A 15,196-nucleotide genomic window follows, 5' to 3' on the forward strand; every position below is an offset into this window, starting at 1 on the left:
TCTGCCGTGCGTGTCCAGACCACCGCTTCCCGTGGTTCTCCGGACCTGATCGACCGACCTCAAAAGGCTGTTGGAGCAGTTCAAGCGGGGCGCCGATGTCGACGTGCCGACCTGCTGTAGGTATCTGACCTTGCCCTTCTCCCACCGACACGAATACGGGTACGGGGCCACCGCTCAGCAGTGGCCCCGTACCCGTACGTGGTGCCTGTTTCCCGGCCGGACGTGGACCTGGTGTGGGACTACTGGTGCGCATCCTCCGGGGCCTGGGCCTTACGGAGAACCATTGCGGACCCGCCACCCCGGCGCTCCGGCTCGGCGACCGCCTGGACCCGGCCGTCGGCGAGGAACTCCAGGGCGGCGACGGCGCCGATCTCCGGTGAGGGGGTGAAGGTTTTCGGCGCCTCGACGAAGTGCTGGCCGAGGCGTTCCAGCGCGTCGCGATCAGGCGACTTGAGGAACGCCGGTTCGGCCTCGGTTTCCTCGCGGTTGCGCTGCGAGATCCGTGGCGCAGCGACCGCTTCGGGAAGGGGCATCCCCAGGTCGACTCGGTTGACCAGGGTCTGCAGCACGGTCGTGATGATCGTGGCGCCGCCGGGCGAGCCGACGGCGATGAGCGGCCGGCCGTCCTTCAGGACGATCGTCGGGGACATGCTGCTGCGCGGGCGCTTGCCGGGGCCGGGCAGGTTCGGGTCGGGTACGCCCTTGGTGATCGGGGTGAAGTCGAAGTCGGTCAGCTCGTTGTTGAGCAGGAAGCCGCGTCCGGGCACCGTGATCGCGGAGCCGCCGGTCTGCTCGATGGTGAGGGTGTACGACACCACGTTGCCCCAGCGATCGGAGGCCACCAGGTGAGTGGTCGAGGGGCCTTCGTAGGGCTCCGTGCTGCCGGTCCCCTTCGCGCAGCCGCTACCGGGGTGGCGCGGATCTGCGGGAGCGACCGGGCTGGTCAGGGTGGCGGTAGGGCTGATCAGGCAGGCGCGGGCCTTGGCGAACTTCTTGGAGAGCAGCTCGTCGGTGGGAACGTCGGAGAAGTCGGGGTCGCCCACCCACCGGTTGCGGTCGGCGAACGCGATGCGGCTGGCCTCGAGGTAGTGGTGCAGCGCCTGGACCCGGTCCTTGGCGGAAAGGCGGGAGTGTTCCAGCATGTTGAGCGCCTGGCCGACGGTGGTGCCACCGGAGGAGGAAGGCGCCATCGAGTACACATCGAGGCCGCGGTAGGTGGTGTGAGTCGGGTCGCGGCGCAGCGCGGTGTACTTCGCGAGGTCGCCGGCCGCCATCAGGCCGGGACGGACCCTCTTGTCGGCGCCCGGCGCCACCGGCGGGTGCTGGACGGTCCGCACGACGTCGCGCCCGATCCCGCCCCGGTAGAGCGCGTTCATCCCCTCCCGGGCGAGTTGCCGGTACGTACGGGCGAGGTCCGGGTTGCGAAAACGCGATCCCACGACCGGGAGCTCACCGTGTGGCAGGAAGAGCTTCGCGGTGGAGGAGATATCCCGGAAGCGCTCCTCATTCATCTTGGTCTGGGCGCGGAACTCGTCGTTGACGACGAAGCCGCGCTCGGCAAGCCGGGTGGCGGACCGCAGGGCCTTGGCGGGGGAGATCGTGCCCCAGTCGCGCAGCGCCTTCCGCCAGGTGGCCGGTGTACCCGGTACACCCACGGAGAGGCCGGAGTTGACCGCCTCGTCGAAGGGGATGGGCTTACCCGTCGAAGGGCTGATGAAGGCGTCCGATGCCATCCGGGCCGGCGCGGTCTCCCGGCCGTCGATGGTGCTGACCTTGCCGGTGCGGGCGTTGTAGTACGTGAAATAGCCCCCGCCCCCGATACCCGCCGAGTACGGCTCAACGACTCCCAGGGCCGCGGCGGTGGCGACCGCGGCGTCGACGGCATTGCCGCCGTGGCGCAGCACCTTCATGCCGGCCTTGGAGGCGTAGGGGTTGACGCTGGAGACTGCGCCGCCTTTGCCGGTGGCGACGGCTTCCTTGGCGGGCGGCTTTGCTGTGGATGCTGACGCGGTGGGAGATGACCCGGCGCCCGGCCGGGCATGGGCGCTGAGGGTGAGAACCAGGGGGACGGCGATCACCGCGGCGGATACCGCGGCGACCAAGGTGCGACGGACAGGCAACGAAGCCTCCGGGTGTTACGGGGGGAGCTGAGATGGATGAAACCCTGGCAGGAGGTGATCGCCACGGCAACGATTGATAGCAAGAATTGCGCTACTCCTGAGTTTCCTATGAGGTGACGTGGCAGCCGCAGGCCGACGCGATATCGGTGTCCGTGGTCCAGGTGCGGTCAGCCACGGGGATGCGGTGCACACGTCGGCACGCACGCAGGTCCTGCCGGGCGGGGATTTCTGATCCCAGAAGCAGCGTTTCAGCCCGCCAGACGGCTGCCGGGGCAGCGGTCTGGGTCGGGCTCGTGGCTGCGGACGATTTCGTGTGTGACCGGAGCGGTGTCCCCGCGGCCGAGCAGACCACCGGAACACGGGCGGCATGAGGCCACCTTCGGCGCTGCGTTGCGTCGCCCATTCTTAGCCCGCTCGGGTCATGTCCGCGCCAGGGATGGCAAGGATCCGGTGCGTACCAAGGGGAGGAGAGCCACGGAGCGCGAAAATGGCGGTCGTTGCGGTGCTGGCCTGTGAGTGGAGCGGTGATGAGGAGGGGATCGGTGACCGAGCCGTATGGAGGCGATGAGCCTGCCGCGCTTCAGGGCTGGGCCCGCGGGTCGAAGGCTGCAGATTTCTCCGGTCATTGGGCGGTGAGGGCAATGGGCAGCTTGAGGCGATCCGGCTATCCAACGGACGGTGAGAGCTCGGCCGCTGCGTTCGCCTCGTCGCGGGATCTGTCAGCCGCTTCGGCTGCTCAGTGGGCCGTGTACGCGCCCCGGCCGCATGACACGGCCAACGGGCAGGGGAGGCACTCCCGGTGACAGGAAACCCCGCCCCCGCACCAGAGGGCGCCGCAGGCACAGGGCCGGAAGAGGAGTCGGAGTTCCGCAAGGACATGGGCCCGTGGGCCAATTTCGCCCTCGGTTTCACCTACCTCTCCCCGGTGGTCAGCACCTACACCCTCTTCGCCACGGCACTGGCGACCGGCGGGCCGCCGATGATCTGGGCGTTCGTCCTGGCAGGGGCCGGCCAGTTCCTGGTCGCGCTCGTCTTCGGTGAGATCGTGGCGCAATATCCCATCGCGGGCGGGGTCTACCCGTGGGCCCGTCGGCTGTGGGGCACACGCTGGGCGTGGATGACCGGCTGGGTCTACATGTGGGCGCTGCTGGTCACCATCACCAGCGTCGCTTACGGTGCCGGGCCGTACATCGCCATCCTGATCGGCTTCGAACCAACCGTGCACACCACAGTGCTGTGCACGGTCGCGCTCATCATCGTGGCGGTTCTGATCAACTACGCGGGGACCAAGGCCCTGTCGTGGGCGGCCATGATCGGTTTCAGCGCGGAGCTGATCGGCGCGCTCATCGTGGGCATCTATCTGCTGGCCACCCACCGCGCCCACGGCCTGGGCGTCATCTTCGACACCTACGGGACACAGGGCGACGGTTCGTACGCCCCGGTGTTTCTCGCCGCCGCCATCATCGGCTTCTACCAGTACTACGGCTTCGAGGCCTGCGGCGACACCGCCGAAGAGGTCGCGCATCCAGGGCGGGTCATCCCCAAGGCCATGCGCCGCACCATCTACGTCGGGGGAGCGGCGGCCACCTTCACCTGCCTGTCACTGCTCCTGTCCGTGACCGACTACCGAGCGGTGATCGCCGGGGAGGACACCGATCCTGTCGTGAACTTGCTCTTCGACGCGATGGGCGAGACGGGGGCACGACTCGTGATGGCCGTGGTGCTCATCTCGTTCCTGTCCTGCACCATCAGCCTCCAGGCAGCCGCCGGCCGGCTGATCTACTCCTACGCCCGCGACAAAATGATCGTCGGCCACCAGCTGCTCCGCAGGTTCTCCCATGCCCGCGCCGTCCCCGGCTTCGCCCTGCTGACGGCAGCGGTCATCCCCGCACTGATCGCGTTCGGCTCCCTCGTCTCCGCCGACGCGCTGACCAAGATCGTGTCATTCGCCATCCTCGGCATCTACGGCTCGTTCCAGATGGTCGTCCTGGCCGCTCTCCGCGCACGCCTCAAGGGCTGGAAGCCCGCCGGAGAGTTCGTCATGGGCAGGTGGGGGCTGCTGGTCAACGTCGGTGCGCTGGCCTACGGCATCTTCGCCATCATCAACATTGCCTGGGCCCGCACTCCGGAAGATCCTTGGTACGACAACTACATCGTGCTGCTGTGCGGCGGACTGGTGGTCGGGGTCGGGCTCCTCTACATGTTCACCACCCACCACTACGGGCGCAGCGACGCGCCGTCCGGCGTCGCGATTCCCGAGCGCCGGAACTGACCAGCGGCAGGCCTGCCCGTGACCGCGTGGCAGTGCTCCAGAACTCCCCTCTGTCGCTGTGATGTTGACCATGAGGCGACGGCTCGGGGCAACACGCTCCACCGCCCGGCCCGGCAACCGCTGAAGGCCGGCCAGGCCGACGTCATCCGAGCGGGACAGGCCCTGGAGCTGCGGGAAGTCCGGCGGCCAGGCGCCCATGACGTGCCGTCAGGCAACGGGGTTCGGACGGGATGGCGTCAAGCGCCGGGGTCGTTGCCCCTGGCCGGAGACGGTGTCGCTGCACGGCCGGATGGAACCCCGGCCGGGATTCAGTCGTCTCTCCTCTCGCGAATACGCCCCGACCGGTTTCGTCAAGAACATCGGCAGAAGCGATCAAAAATGGCCATGATTCGATCGCTTTTGCCGTGTTTCTCGTAGAGATGAGTCAGAAGGCGCTACGTGTCCCCGGCCCAGACCACCGGATGTTGCGGCGCCCCGAGCCCTGAAGGAGAGGTATGCGACCGTTCGCTCTGAGCTTTGCCCGTCCGTTGGCTCAGTCGTCGTCCGCCGTGCCGTACACCTATGACGCCACACGGCAGTTGAACGTTCTCCCAGACGGCCGCCCGGCGGCGCACAGCAGGGCGGTGCTGCTGGCCACCGGCACCACCGCGTCCACTGCCGGCTCCAAGACCCACTTCGACGACTGATCCGCGATGACCGTCCTGATTCTCACCTGCGAGGAGGACATGACGGCGGACATGGTGGTGGCGAGGCTGCACGAACTCGGCACCCCGCTCGTCCGTCTCGACCCAGCCGACCTTCCCGGGGAGGTCGCCCTGTCGGCGGAGTACGTCAAGGGCGACTTCGAGGGCTACCTCAAGGCGGGCGAACGCGTGGTGAGTCTGAGCAGTCTGCGGTCCGTATGGGTCCGCCGCCCCGGCACGCCCGGGGCACGCGCCCCGGAGCCGTCCGCATGGCTCACGGCCGAGTCCGAGCATGCCCTGGACGGTGCGCTCGACTGCACCAGTGCACGCTGGATGAACCATCCCGTCGCGTCCGCGCGAGCACGTCGCAAGCCCTGGCAATTGCGCGCCGCCCACCACAGCGGATTCCCCGTGCCCCCCACCGTGATCACCTCATTCCCCACGGTCGCCCGGCAGTTCGCCAGGACGCATCGGGATGTCGTGGTGAAATCGGTGTCCGGCGGGCACCCCACCGATCCGCCGATGCTGCTGCCGACCACGCGCATCAGTCCGGACGCGGACTTCTCCGGGGTGGCGGCAGGTCCGACCCTGCTCCAGCTGCATATCCCCAAGCGGGCCGATGTCCGGCTCACCTGCGTCGGAGGGCAGCTCTTCGCCGCCCGTAGGAAGGCCGACCCCGAAGAGGTGGACAGCCGCTTCGGTGAGGGCGGCCTGTGGGAGCCGGTCGAGGTGCCGGACCGCGTCCGAGACGCGGTGGACTCCTATATGCATCACGCCCAACTCTCCTACGGGGCCTTCGACTTCGCTGAGGACGCCGACCGGACGTGGTGGTTCCTGGAGTGCAACCAGGGCGGCCAGTTCGGCTTCATCGAGCTCGACACCGACCAGCCCATCGCTCAGGCCGTGGCCGCTTGGCTCGCAGCCGAGCCCTCCGCCCGCTGAGGCCACCGCCGAGGACCTCGCCGGGTGGCGGCGACCACTCGGCGATATGCCGGGGGTGAACGTCCCCGACCCGTGCTCGCGCGTGCCGCCCCACGCCCCTGCAGCCGATCGCTTGGTGAAGCGAGTCCGGCGGGAAGAGCCTTCGGGAGGACGGCTCACTGTACGGGCGGCACTCCTCGCCAATTGATTTTCTGTCGCCTGATTTTCTGTCGCCGTTTCCCGTTTCCCGGTCATGCTTCCCGCGTCACTGATCAGATGATCGGAAGAATGCGCCTTTTCGTGCGTGCCTCGGATGCCGAAGTGTCGTCAACCAATGAGCAACCTCTCAAACAACTTTGGGCTTTGAGTGCTTGTTACGAGGGAGTGCTCTGCGTGTTCTCGTAGCGCTGCGGTCCGTGGTGCGCGACCATACGGACGCCGAGACAGGCTCGATCATCGACGTCTGGTCAGACGTTTCCAGCCGACGGGCGCCGTGGCGCGCTACCGCGGATCGCTGTGCTCGACACCAGCAAAAGCAACCAACTCAAGAGCAAGCAGTCAGCAAAAGGAAACACCGAGACAGGAAGAAGGACGGACGTGTCCGGCAGTGAAAGCGAGAACCCGGTAATCCCTTCCCCGACCCCTACGGCGACTCGACCCAGGACGAACCGGGACTGGTGGCCGAATCAGCTGGACCTTCAGGTTCTCCACCAGCACTCGCCTCGGTCCAACCCGATGGGCGAGGACTTCAACTACGCGGAAGAGTTCGCGACTCTCGACCTCGACGCGCTGAAGCGAGACGTCTTCGAGGTGATGACGGCGTCGCAGGACTGGTGGCCTGCCGACTACGGCCACTACGGGCCGCTCTTCATCCGGATGAGTTGGCATTCCGCGGGAACGTACCGCATCGCCGATGGCCGGGGCGGTGGCGGCGCCGGCGCTCAGCGCTTTGCCCCCCTCAACTCTTGGCCGGACAACGCGAGCCTCGACAAGGCACGGCGTTTGCTCTGGCCGGTCAAGCAGAAGTACGGCCGGAAAATCTCCTGGGCCGATCTTCTGGTCTTCGCCGGCAACTGCGCCATGGAATCGATGGGGTTCAAGACGTTCGGGTTCGGCTTCGGGCGGGAGGATGTCTGGGAACCCGAGGAGATCTTCTGGGGGCCCGAGGACACCTGGCTCGGAGATGAGCGCTACAGCGGCGACAGGGAACTCACCGGTCCTTTCGGTGCCGTGCAGATGGGACTGATCTACGTCAATCCCGAGGGGCCCAACGGCAACCCGGATCCGATGGCCGCCGCCAGGGATATTCGCGAGACCTTCGGGCGTATGGCCATGAATGACGAGGAGACGGCTGCGCTCATCATCGGCGGCCACACATTCGGCAAGTGCCATGGGGCAGTCGATCCCGAGTACATCGGTCCGGAACCCGAGGCCAGCCCCATCGAGCAGCAGGGCATCGGCTGGCGGAACACCTGCGGCAGCGGCAAGGGCGCCGATGCGCTCACCAGTGGGCTCGAGGGCGCATGGACCTCCGCGCCGACGACGTGGGACAACGGGTACCTGGACAACCTGTTCAGGTACGACTGGGAGCTGACGACGAGCCCCGCCGGTGCGCAGCAGTGGACTCCCAAGGATCCCGCGGCCCAGGGCACTGTGCCTGATGCGCACGATCCGTCGAAGAGGCACGCTCCCATGATGCTGACGACGGACCTCGCGCTGAGGGTGGATCCGATCTACGGCCCGATCGTGAAGAGCTTCCACGAGAACCCGGACAAGCTCGCGGATGCGTTCGCCAAGGCTTGGTACAAGTTGCTGCACCGCGACATGGGGCCCCTCTCGCGTTACCTCGGCCCGTGGATTGCCGAGCCGCAGCTGTGGCAGGACCCTGTCCCCGAGGTCGATCACGCGCTGGTCGCGGACAAGGACATCGCTGCCCTCAAGGGAAGGATCCTCGCCTCGGGGCTGTCCATTTCCCAGCTGGTCACCACCGCTTGGGCGGCGGCGGCGAGCTTCCGCGGCACCGACAAGCGCGGCGGGGCCAACGGGGCGCGGATTCGACTCGCGCCGCAGAAGGACTGGGAGCTCAATGACCTGCCCGAGGTGACCGAGGTGGTCCAGACCCTTGAGCAGATCCGGCAGGACTTCAACGGCTCACAGGCCGGCGGGGCGAAGATTTCGCTCGCTGACCTGGTCGTCCTGGGCGGGTGCGTGGCCGTCGAGAAGGCGGCGAAGGACGCCGGGCACGACATCACCGTCCCGTTCGCACCGGGGCGCACGGACGCCTCGCAGGAGCAGACCGACGTGGAGTCGTTCGCCGTGCTCGAACCGAGCGCGGATGGGTTCCGCAACTACCTCCGAGCCGGGGAGAAGTTGGCGGCGGAGACTCTCCTGCTGGACCGGGCCAACCTGTTGACGCTGACCGCCCCCGAGATGACGGTTCTGATGGGCGGCATGCGGGCCCTGAACGCCAACTTCAGGCGATCCCCGCACGGCGTCTTCACCGACCGCCCCGAGACATTGACCAACGACTTCTTCGTCAACCTGCTCGACTCGGGCACGGAGTGGAAGGTGTCCACCGCGACTGAGAACGTGTTCGAAGGTCGGGATCGCGCCACGGACGAGGTCAAGTGGACCGCCACCGCCGTCGACCTCATCTTCGGATCGCACTCCCAGCTCCGAGCGGTCTCGGAGGTCTACGCGTGCCAGGACGCGGGAGAGAAGTTCGCGCGTGACTTCGTGGCCGCGTGGGACAAGGTCATGAACCTCGATCGGTTCGACCTCGCCTGAGCCCGGTGTCCCGGTCGGCCACTCGTCGGCCGGCCGGGACGTCCTCGGGATCAGGTCAAGGCGTGCGACGAGCGGTCCGTGCAGCGTGCCCTGAGCGGGGCCCGCACGTTATTCGGTCATGAAGATCACTTCCGTGAAGCAGGGCCAGGGCCTGGAGGCCTGCCAGGCAGGCCAGTTCTGCCTGTACGAGAACGAGAACTACAACGCGTCGGGCAGCGCCCGCATCTGGATCTTCGCTCCCGACGCGGGCAAGCAGTGGGAGGGCTGGAACTTCAACGGCCTGACCGTCGCCAACAGGGGTCGGTCCGCCGCGAACAACCTCGCCGAGCACGACGTGTGTCTCTACGACAACTGGAGCGAGCCCCAGTCCACCGACTGCATTTTGATGGAGCGAGGGGACCGGCTCCCCAGCCTGAACAACGTCAGCAGCGGAGAGGGCGGAAGGAAGATCGAGCACAACGGGACCCTCCACGACGGCGGCCCGGCCCCCGAGCCGCACGGTGCCACCGTCCACATGAACAACCGTCTCGGCTCCATCACCACGACCAAGAACACCGGCCCGTCGCAGCGGCCCTCGTTCGGCGAAGTCCTGAGGAAACCGGTACGGATGGAACGGCATCTGGGCGACGACTCCGATCTGATCAAGTGACCCAGCCCATCTGACAGACCTGCAGAGCAGCGCCCCGTACCGGCTCTCGGTGCGGGGCGCCGTCGGTTGCCTGCACCGCGACGGTGTGAATCCAAGGAGAAGCAGTGGAAGTTCCTGACGCGCCACACGGGAACGGCGTGAGCCCTACAGTGCGGCAACCCCGGACAGTTGGGCCCCGCCGGGCGCTCCTTGCGGGGATCCGGTCTGCCGGCACCGCGGCCGGCTGCATCCTGGCGTACTACCTGCTCCCCATGGACGGCGAGTTCACCGGCGGTACTGCGGCCGGCCTCGTGGTCGGTCTGGTGGCCCTGGTGCTGCTTTTCGCCGGGCAGATCCTTTTGATCACGCGGTCCTCCGCCCCTCGGCTGCGCGCCGTGGAGGCACTCTCCACCACGGTCCCGCTGTTCCTTTGCCTGTTCTCGACCGCCTACTACCTGCTGGAGCGCGGCGAACCGGGCAGTTTCAGCGAGCCCCTCACCAGAACCGACGCGCTGTACTTCACCCTCACCGTGTTCAGCACAGTCGGTTTCGGCGACATCACCCCCCAAACCGCGCCGGCACGCGTGGTCACGATGGGACAGATGACCGGCAACATCCTGCTGGTCGCCGTTGCTGCCCGGGTGATGGTCGGCGCGGTCCAGGCCGGACTGCGCCGACTCAGGAACGAGGTCTGACGAGCCCGGCGGAGGCGAGCCGTCCGCCGGCACGGGTTTACGGCGGGCCCCGGGGAGCGTCCGGGCAGCTCGTAGCCCGACCGTGTGACGTGCCCGGCTGAAATGCGGCTGCGTGGCGTGCCGGTCCGTCTCGCCCGCAGCGCAGGGTGCTTTGGTCTGGGGGCCGAGTATGCGACGGCTCCTGTGTCTGTCCTGGCGGGCCGGCCGACTCATGGTCTTCCTCATGGGCGGCGCCCGGTCTCTGCGGGCGTGCCGTCCGAAACGCCGAAGGAGAGATCGTCGTGGCAGGGAAAGTCGACGAGAAGCGCGGGGTGGTGTCCGCGCAGCTTCTCAGGGGGCAGAAGGCGCTGGTGACCGGTGCCAACTCGGGCATCGGCCTCGCGACCGCCATTGCCCTGGGCCGGGCCGGAGCGGACGTGGTGGTGAACTACGTCGCCGGTGCGGACGAGGCAGAGAATGTCGTGAAGGAGATCGAGGGCTTCGGGGTCCGCGCCTACGCCCACGAGGCCGACGTGTCCGACGAGGACCAGGTGTCCGCCATGGTCGCGCGGGTGGTCGAGGAGTTCGGCACCATCGACATCATGGTGGCCAACGCGGGCCTCCAGCGGGACGCAGCCGTGACGGAGATGACGCTCGCCCAGTGGCAGAAGGTCATCGACGTCAACCTGACCGGCCAGTTCCTGTGTGCGCGGGAGGCCGCCAAGGAGTTCATCCGGCGCGGCGTGGTGGAGGAGGTCTCCCGTTCGGCGGGAAAGATCATCTGCATGAGCTCGGTCCACCAGGTCATCCCCTGGGCGGGGCACGTGAACTACGCCTCCTCCAAGGGCGGTGTGGGCATGCTGATGCAGACTCTCGCCCAGGAGCTGGCCCCCAAGCGGATCAGGGTCAACGCGGTCGCACCCGGCGCCATCCGCACGCCGATCAACCGCGACGCGTGGTCCACCCCCGAGGCCGAGGCCGAGCTCTTGCGCCTGATCCCGTACCGCCGCGTCGGCGACCCGGACGACATCGCCAACGCCGTCGTCGCCATGGCGTCCGACCTGCTCGACTACGTCGTCGGCAGCACCCTCTACGTCGACGGCGGAATGACGCTTTTCCCCGGCTTCGCCACCGGAGGCTGATCTCCGATGCAGGATCACGTCACGCCCCGCCGGGTGGTGATCCTCGGCGGGGGGTTCGCCGGGCTGTTCGCCGCCCGTGCCCTACGAAGGTCACCGGTCGCGGTGACCGTGGTCGACCACTGCGCCCACCACCTCTTCCAACCGCTTCTCTATCAGTGCGCCTCCGGAATCCTGTCCGAGGGGCAGATCGCGCAACCACTCCGCGCGGTCCTGCGGCGCCATCACAACGTGAGCTGTGTGCTCGCCGAAGCCACCGATGTGGATGCCGGCGCCCGGCTGGTGCACGCCCGGCGACCCGAGGGCGGGGCTGTACAGCTGCCCTACGACGACCTGATCGTCGCGGTCGGCATGCGCCAGTCCTACTTCGGGCACAACGAGTTCGCGGCGCACGCCCCTGGAATGAAGACCCTGGACGACGCGCTGGAGATCCGCCGGCGGATCTACCGGGCGTTCGAGATGGCCGAAACGGCCGGGGACGACCGGGAAAGGCAGCAGTGGCTCACCTTCGCGCTCGTCGGCGCCGGGCCGACCGGCGTCGAACTCGCGGGACAGATCCGGGAGATCGCCGGTCACACGCTCGACCGGGAGTTCCGGCAGATTGATTCCCCCAAGGCCAGGGTGCTGCTCTTCGAGGGGTCCAACGCGGTGTTGGGCACGTTCGGCCCCTCGCTGGCGCATCGTGCGGCCCGAAGCCTGCAGGGCCTCGGTGTGGAGATCCACCTGGGCACGGTGGTCACCGACGTCGATGCGCAGGGCCTGACGGTGAAGGACCATGACGGCAGGACGACCCGGTTCGACGCGCGCACCGTCCTGTGGACCGCGGGCGTGGAGGCCCCGCCGATCGCCGCCGCGCTGGCCCGGGCAACCGGCGCCGAGCAGGACCGGGCCGGCCGCATCCTCGTCGCACCCGACCTCACCGTCCCCGGCCATCCGGAGATCCGCATCACGGGCGACGTGATGAGCCTGAACCGGCTGCCGGGCCTGGCCGAGGTCGCCATGCAGTCGGGCACCTACGCGGGCCGCAGCGTACGCCACGCGGTCGAAGGCAGGACGAAAGAGCCGAAGCCGTTCAGGTACGTGGATCTCGGCAGCGCCGCCTACATCGCCCGCGGCCGGGCCGTCGTCAAGGCCGGCCCGCTGCACCTGTCGGGCTTCACCGCCTGGCTCGCCTGGCTCTTCATCCACCTGGCCTTCCTCACCGGCTTCCGCAACAGGCTGGGAGCGGTGCTCAGCTGGTCCGTCGCCTTCGCCACCAGCTCGCGCCGCGAACGCGCCTTCACCATGCCCGACTCCGACGCGCTTTCGGCCAGGGCGCCCGGGCCGAAGGCGCCTCCACCGCCTCCCTGATCCCGGGTCCGGCCGACCCTTAAGGGGCGTCCATCCGCATCCTGTCCTTCCTCAGCCCCGCCCGCAGGGCAGACCATCGAGGCGCACATGCTCAGCACCGCCGTCCTTCTGGCGAACAGCACCCCGGCCCAACTCCTGCCGGCCCGGGAGCTGATGGCCTTCACCCTGGGCTCGCACATCCTGCTGGTCCCGTTCGGCGTGGCACTGCCGTTCATCACCTTGCTCATGCACCACCGGGCGCTCCGCCGCAATGATCCCGTCGCCCTCACACTCGCCCGGCGCTGGTCGGCGGTGATGGCCGTCCAGTTCGCCATCGGCATCGTCACCGGCACCGTGCTGTCCTTCGAACTCGGCCTGCTGTGGCCGGGCATGATGGGCCGCTGGGGGGACGTCTTCGGTCTCGGGTTCGGTATCGAGGCGTGGGCCTTCTTCCTGGAGGCCGTCCTGATCGCGATCTACCTCTACGGCTGGCGCCGGCTCAAGCCCTGGACGCACTTCTGGCTGGCCGTACCGCTGCCGCCGACCGCCCTGATGGGGGCGTTCGGCATCATCGCGGCCAACTCCTGGATGAACACCCCACAGGGGTTCCGCCTGGACGCCCAGGGCAATCCCGTCGACGTCAATGTGCAGCAGGCGATCTTCACACCGATGTTCGGCCCGGAGTACTGGCACTTCGTGGTCGCGATGCTCCTGACCGCCGGCTACGTGGTCGCCGGCGTGTACGCGGTCGGTTGGTTGCGCGGGCGCCGCGACCGCTACCACCGGCTCGGCTTCACCGTGCCGTTCACGGTTGCCGCGATCCTCACACCGGTCCAGTTCATGCTCGGCGACTCCGCCGCTCGCGCCGTCTTCCACAAGCAGCCGGTCAAGTTCGCCGCCACGGAACTCGTCTGGAAGACCGACACCCATGTGCCCGAGTACCTCTTCGGTCGGTTGCGCAGCGACGGGACGATCTCCGGCGGAATCAAGATCCCTCAACTGGACTCGATCCTCGCCGGCTTCAAGCCCAGCACGCAGGTGACCGGGCTGACCTCGGTGCCGGCCGCCGACCGCCCCACCGTCGTCCAGGCCACCATCGCCCATTGGGCCTTCGACATCATGGTCACCGTCGGCAGCGCGCTGATCCTGCTGGCGCTCTGGTACGCCTGGTCCTGGTGGCGGCATCGGGACAATCCCGGCAGCCGCTGGTTCTACCGCTGCGCCGCGATCGCGGGAGTCGCGTGCCTGGTCACCGTTGAATGTGGGTGGATCACCACGGAGGTCGGCCGTCAGCCCTGGATCGTCTACCACCACATGAGGGTCTCGGAGGCGGTGACCGACACCCGTGCCTCGTCTCTGTGGGCGATGCTCGGCATCGTCATGGTCGTGTACGTGGCCGTGTTCGCCGGGTTCCTCGCGGTCGTGCTGAAGATGCGCACCCGCTGGCGCATCGCCGACGAGGGCTCGGCCGCCGCGCGCGCCGAACTGCCGCCGGAGACCGACACCCCCTATGGCCCCAGAAGCGAGCCCGAGGCTGCCGCCACCGGGGCCGCGCCGCCCGGTGGCGGGTCCGACCACACCCCTGGCGGTGCGTCGTAGTGGCCGAGTTCATCGCATGGGTGTTGGTGCTCGCCATCGCCGCCTATGCCTGTGCCGGTGGCGCTGACTACGGCGCCGGCTTCTGGGACCTCCTCGCCGGCGGCGCGGAGCGTGGCAAGCGGCCCCGCTGGTTGATCGACCACGCCATGGCACCGGTCTGGGAGGTCAACAACGTCTGGTTGATCTTCGTTCTGGTCCTCATGTGGACCGGCTTCCCGAGGGTGTTCCAGGCGATCTTCTCGGCGATGTGGCTGCCGCTCGTGCTCGCCGCCGTCGGCCTGGTGCTCCGCGGCGCCGGTTTCGCCCTGCGCAAGCCGTCCCGTCGACTGGCCCAACGACGCATCTACGGCGCGGTGTTCGCCGTCTCGTCGCTGGTCACGCCGTTCTTCCTCGGGGTGGTGCTCGGCGGCGTCGCCTCCGGGCGGGTCAAGGTGGGCACGACCGCCTCCGCGGACGCCTGGGCCAATGGAACCTCTGTTCTCGCGGGTCTCCTGGCCATCGCCGCCACCGCGTTCCTCGGGGCCGTCTTCCTCTGCTCCGACGCCCTGCGGTTCGGCGCGGACGACCTCGTCGACTACTTCCGCCTGCGGGCGCTGATCGCCTTCGCGGCGGTCGTCGTCCTCGCCCTCATCGGCCTGCCTGTCACCCACAGCAGCGCCCGGTATGTCTGGGAGGGCCTCACCGGGGGACCGGGCCTGCTGCTGATCATCCTGGCCGCGGTCTGCGGCCTGGCCACAGTGCTGCTTCTGTGGCGCCGGGCCTACGGCTGGTCCCGCTACACCTCGGTGGCGAGCGTCGCACTTGCCATCGGCGCCTGGGGCTTCGCGCAGCGGCCCTACGCGCTGCCCACCTCGCTGACGGTGGCCGAGGCGGCCGGTTCTCCGCACTCCCTGCGCTGGCTGGTGATCGTCACGGCCATCGCGATCGTCCTGGTCGGCCCGGCACTGGTCCTGCTCTACCGGCTCGACACGATGGGTGAGCTGGAGGAGCTCACCGACGCCGACACCCGGGCCGCCAGAACCCCGGGGGACAACCTGTAGTGAC

General features: G+C 68.3%; 11 protein-coding genes. 10 read left to right on the forward strand and 1 reads right to left on the reverse strand.

Features of this window, described 5'->3' with window-relative positions:
* Window positions 1–239 precede the first annotated feature (239 nt).
* Window positions 240–2,120 (reverse strand): gamma-glutamyltransferase, encoded by a 1,881-nt coding sequence (gene ggt / locus ACH4FH_RS29595; RefSeq protein WP_398559003.1) that lies wholly within the window; start codon window positions 2,118–2,120, stop codon window positions 240–242.
* A gap of 799 nt (window positions 2,121–2,919) precedes the next feature.
* Between ggt and ACH4FH_RS29600 the strand changes: the two genes are divergently transcribed.
* The 10 genes from ACH4FH_RS29600 (at window position 2,920) to ACH4FH_RS29645 (ending at window position 15,192) form a co-directional block, all read left to right on the forward strand.
* Entirely contained in the window at window positions 2,920–4,392 is a 1,473-nt protein-coding gene (locus ACH4FH_RS29600) for an APC family permease (protein ID WP_398559004.1), read from the forward strand.
* 494 nt (window positions 4,393–4,886) lie between these two features.
* A complete protein-coding gene (gene tgmA, locus ACH4FH_RS29605) occupies window positions 4,887–5,078 on the forward strand; it encodes a putative ATP-grasp-modified RiPP (RefSeq protein WP_398559005.1) in 192 nt (63 codons plus the stop codon).
* A gap of 6 nt (window positions 5,079–5,084) precedes the next feature.
* A complete protein-coding gene (tgmB, locus tag ACH4FH_RS29610; protein ID WP_398559006.1) occupies window positions 5,085–6,017 on the forward strand; it encodes an ATP-grasp ribosomal peptide maturase in 933 nt (310 codons plus the stop codon).
* A gap of 576 nt (window positions 6,018–6,593) precedes the next feature.
* Complete coding sequence (gene katG, locus ACH4FH_RS29615; protein ID WP_398559007.1) at window positions 6,594–8,783, forward strand: catalase/peroxidase HPI; 2,190 nt, start codon at window positions 6,594–6,596, stop codon at window positions 8,781–8,783.
* 118 nt (window positions 8,784–8,901) lie between these two features.
* Window positions 8,902–9,432: a peptidase inhibitor family I36 protein gene (locus ACH4FH_RS29620; RefSeq protein WP_398559008.1), complete on the forward strand. Its 531-nt coding sequence runs from the start codon at window positions 8,902–8,904 to the stop codon at window positions 9,430–9,432.
* A 251-nt stretch (window positions 9,433–9,683) separates the two neighbouring features.
* A complete protein-coding gene (locus tag ACH4FH_RS29625; protein WP_398559009.1) occupies window positions 9,684–10,106 on the forward strand; it encodes a potassium channel family protein in 423 nt (140 codons plus the stop codon).
* Between the two features lie 281 nt (window positions 10,107–10,387).
* The gene (locus ACH4FH_RS29630) at window positions 10,388–11,227 is read left to right on the forward strand and encodes an SDR family oxidoreductase (RefSeq protein ID WP_398559010.1); all 840 of its coding nucleotides are present in this window, start codon (window positions 10,388–10,390) and stop codon (window positions 11,225–11,227) included.
* Window positions 11,228–11,233: 6 nt separating this feature from the next.
* Window positions 11,234–12,574, forward strand: coding sequence for an NAD(P)/FAD-dependent oxidoreductase (locus ACH4FH_RS29635; protein WP_398559011.1), 1,341 nt, complete (start codon window positions 11,234–11,236; stop codon window positions 12,572–12,574).
* An 87-nt stretch (window positions 12,575–12,661) separates the two neighbouring features.
* Window positions 12,662–14,152: a cytochrome ubiquinol oxidase subunit I gene (locus ACH4FH_RS29640; protein WP_398559012.1), complete on the forward strand. Its 1,491-nt coding sequence runs from the start codon at window positions 12,662–12,664 to the stop codon at window positions 14,150–14,152.
* Entirely contained in the window at window positions 14,152–15,192 is a 1,041-nt protein-coding gene (locus ACH4FH_RS29645) for a cytochrome d ubiquinol oxidase subunit II (protein ID WP_398559013.1), read from the forward strand. Before ACH4FH_RS29640 ends, ACH4FH_RS29645 begins: the two co-directional genes overlap by 1 nt.
* Window positions 15,193–15,196 lie beyond the last annotated feature (4 nt).

The organism is Streptomyces sp. NPDC017993, assembly GCF_044328065.1.
Classification (GTDB): Bacteria; Actinomycetota; Actinomycetes; order Streptomycetales; family Streptomycetaceae; genus Streptomyces.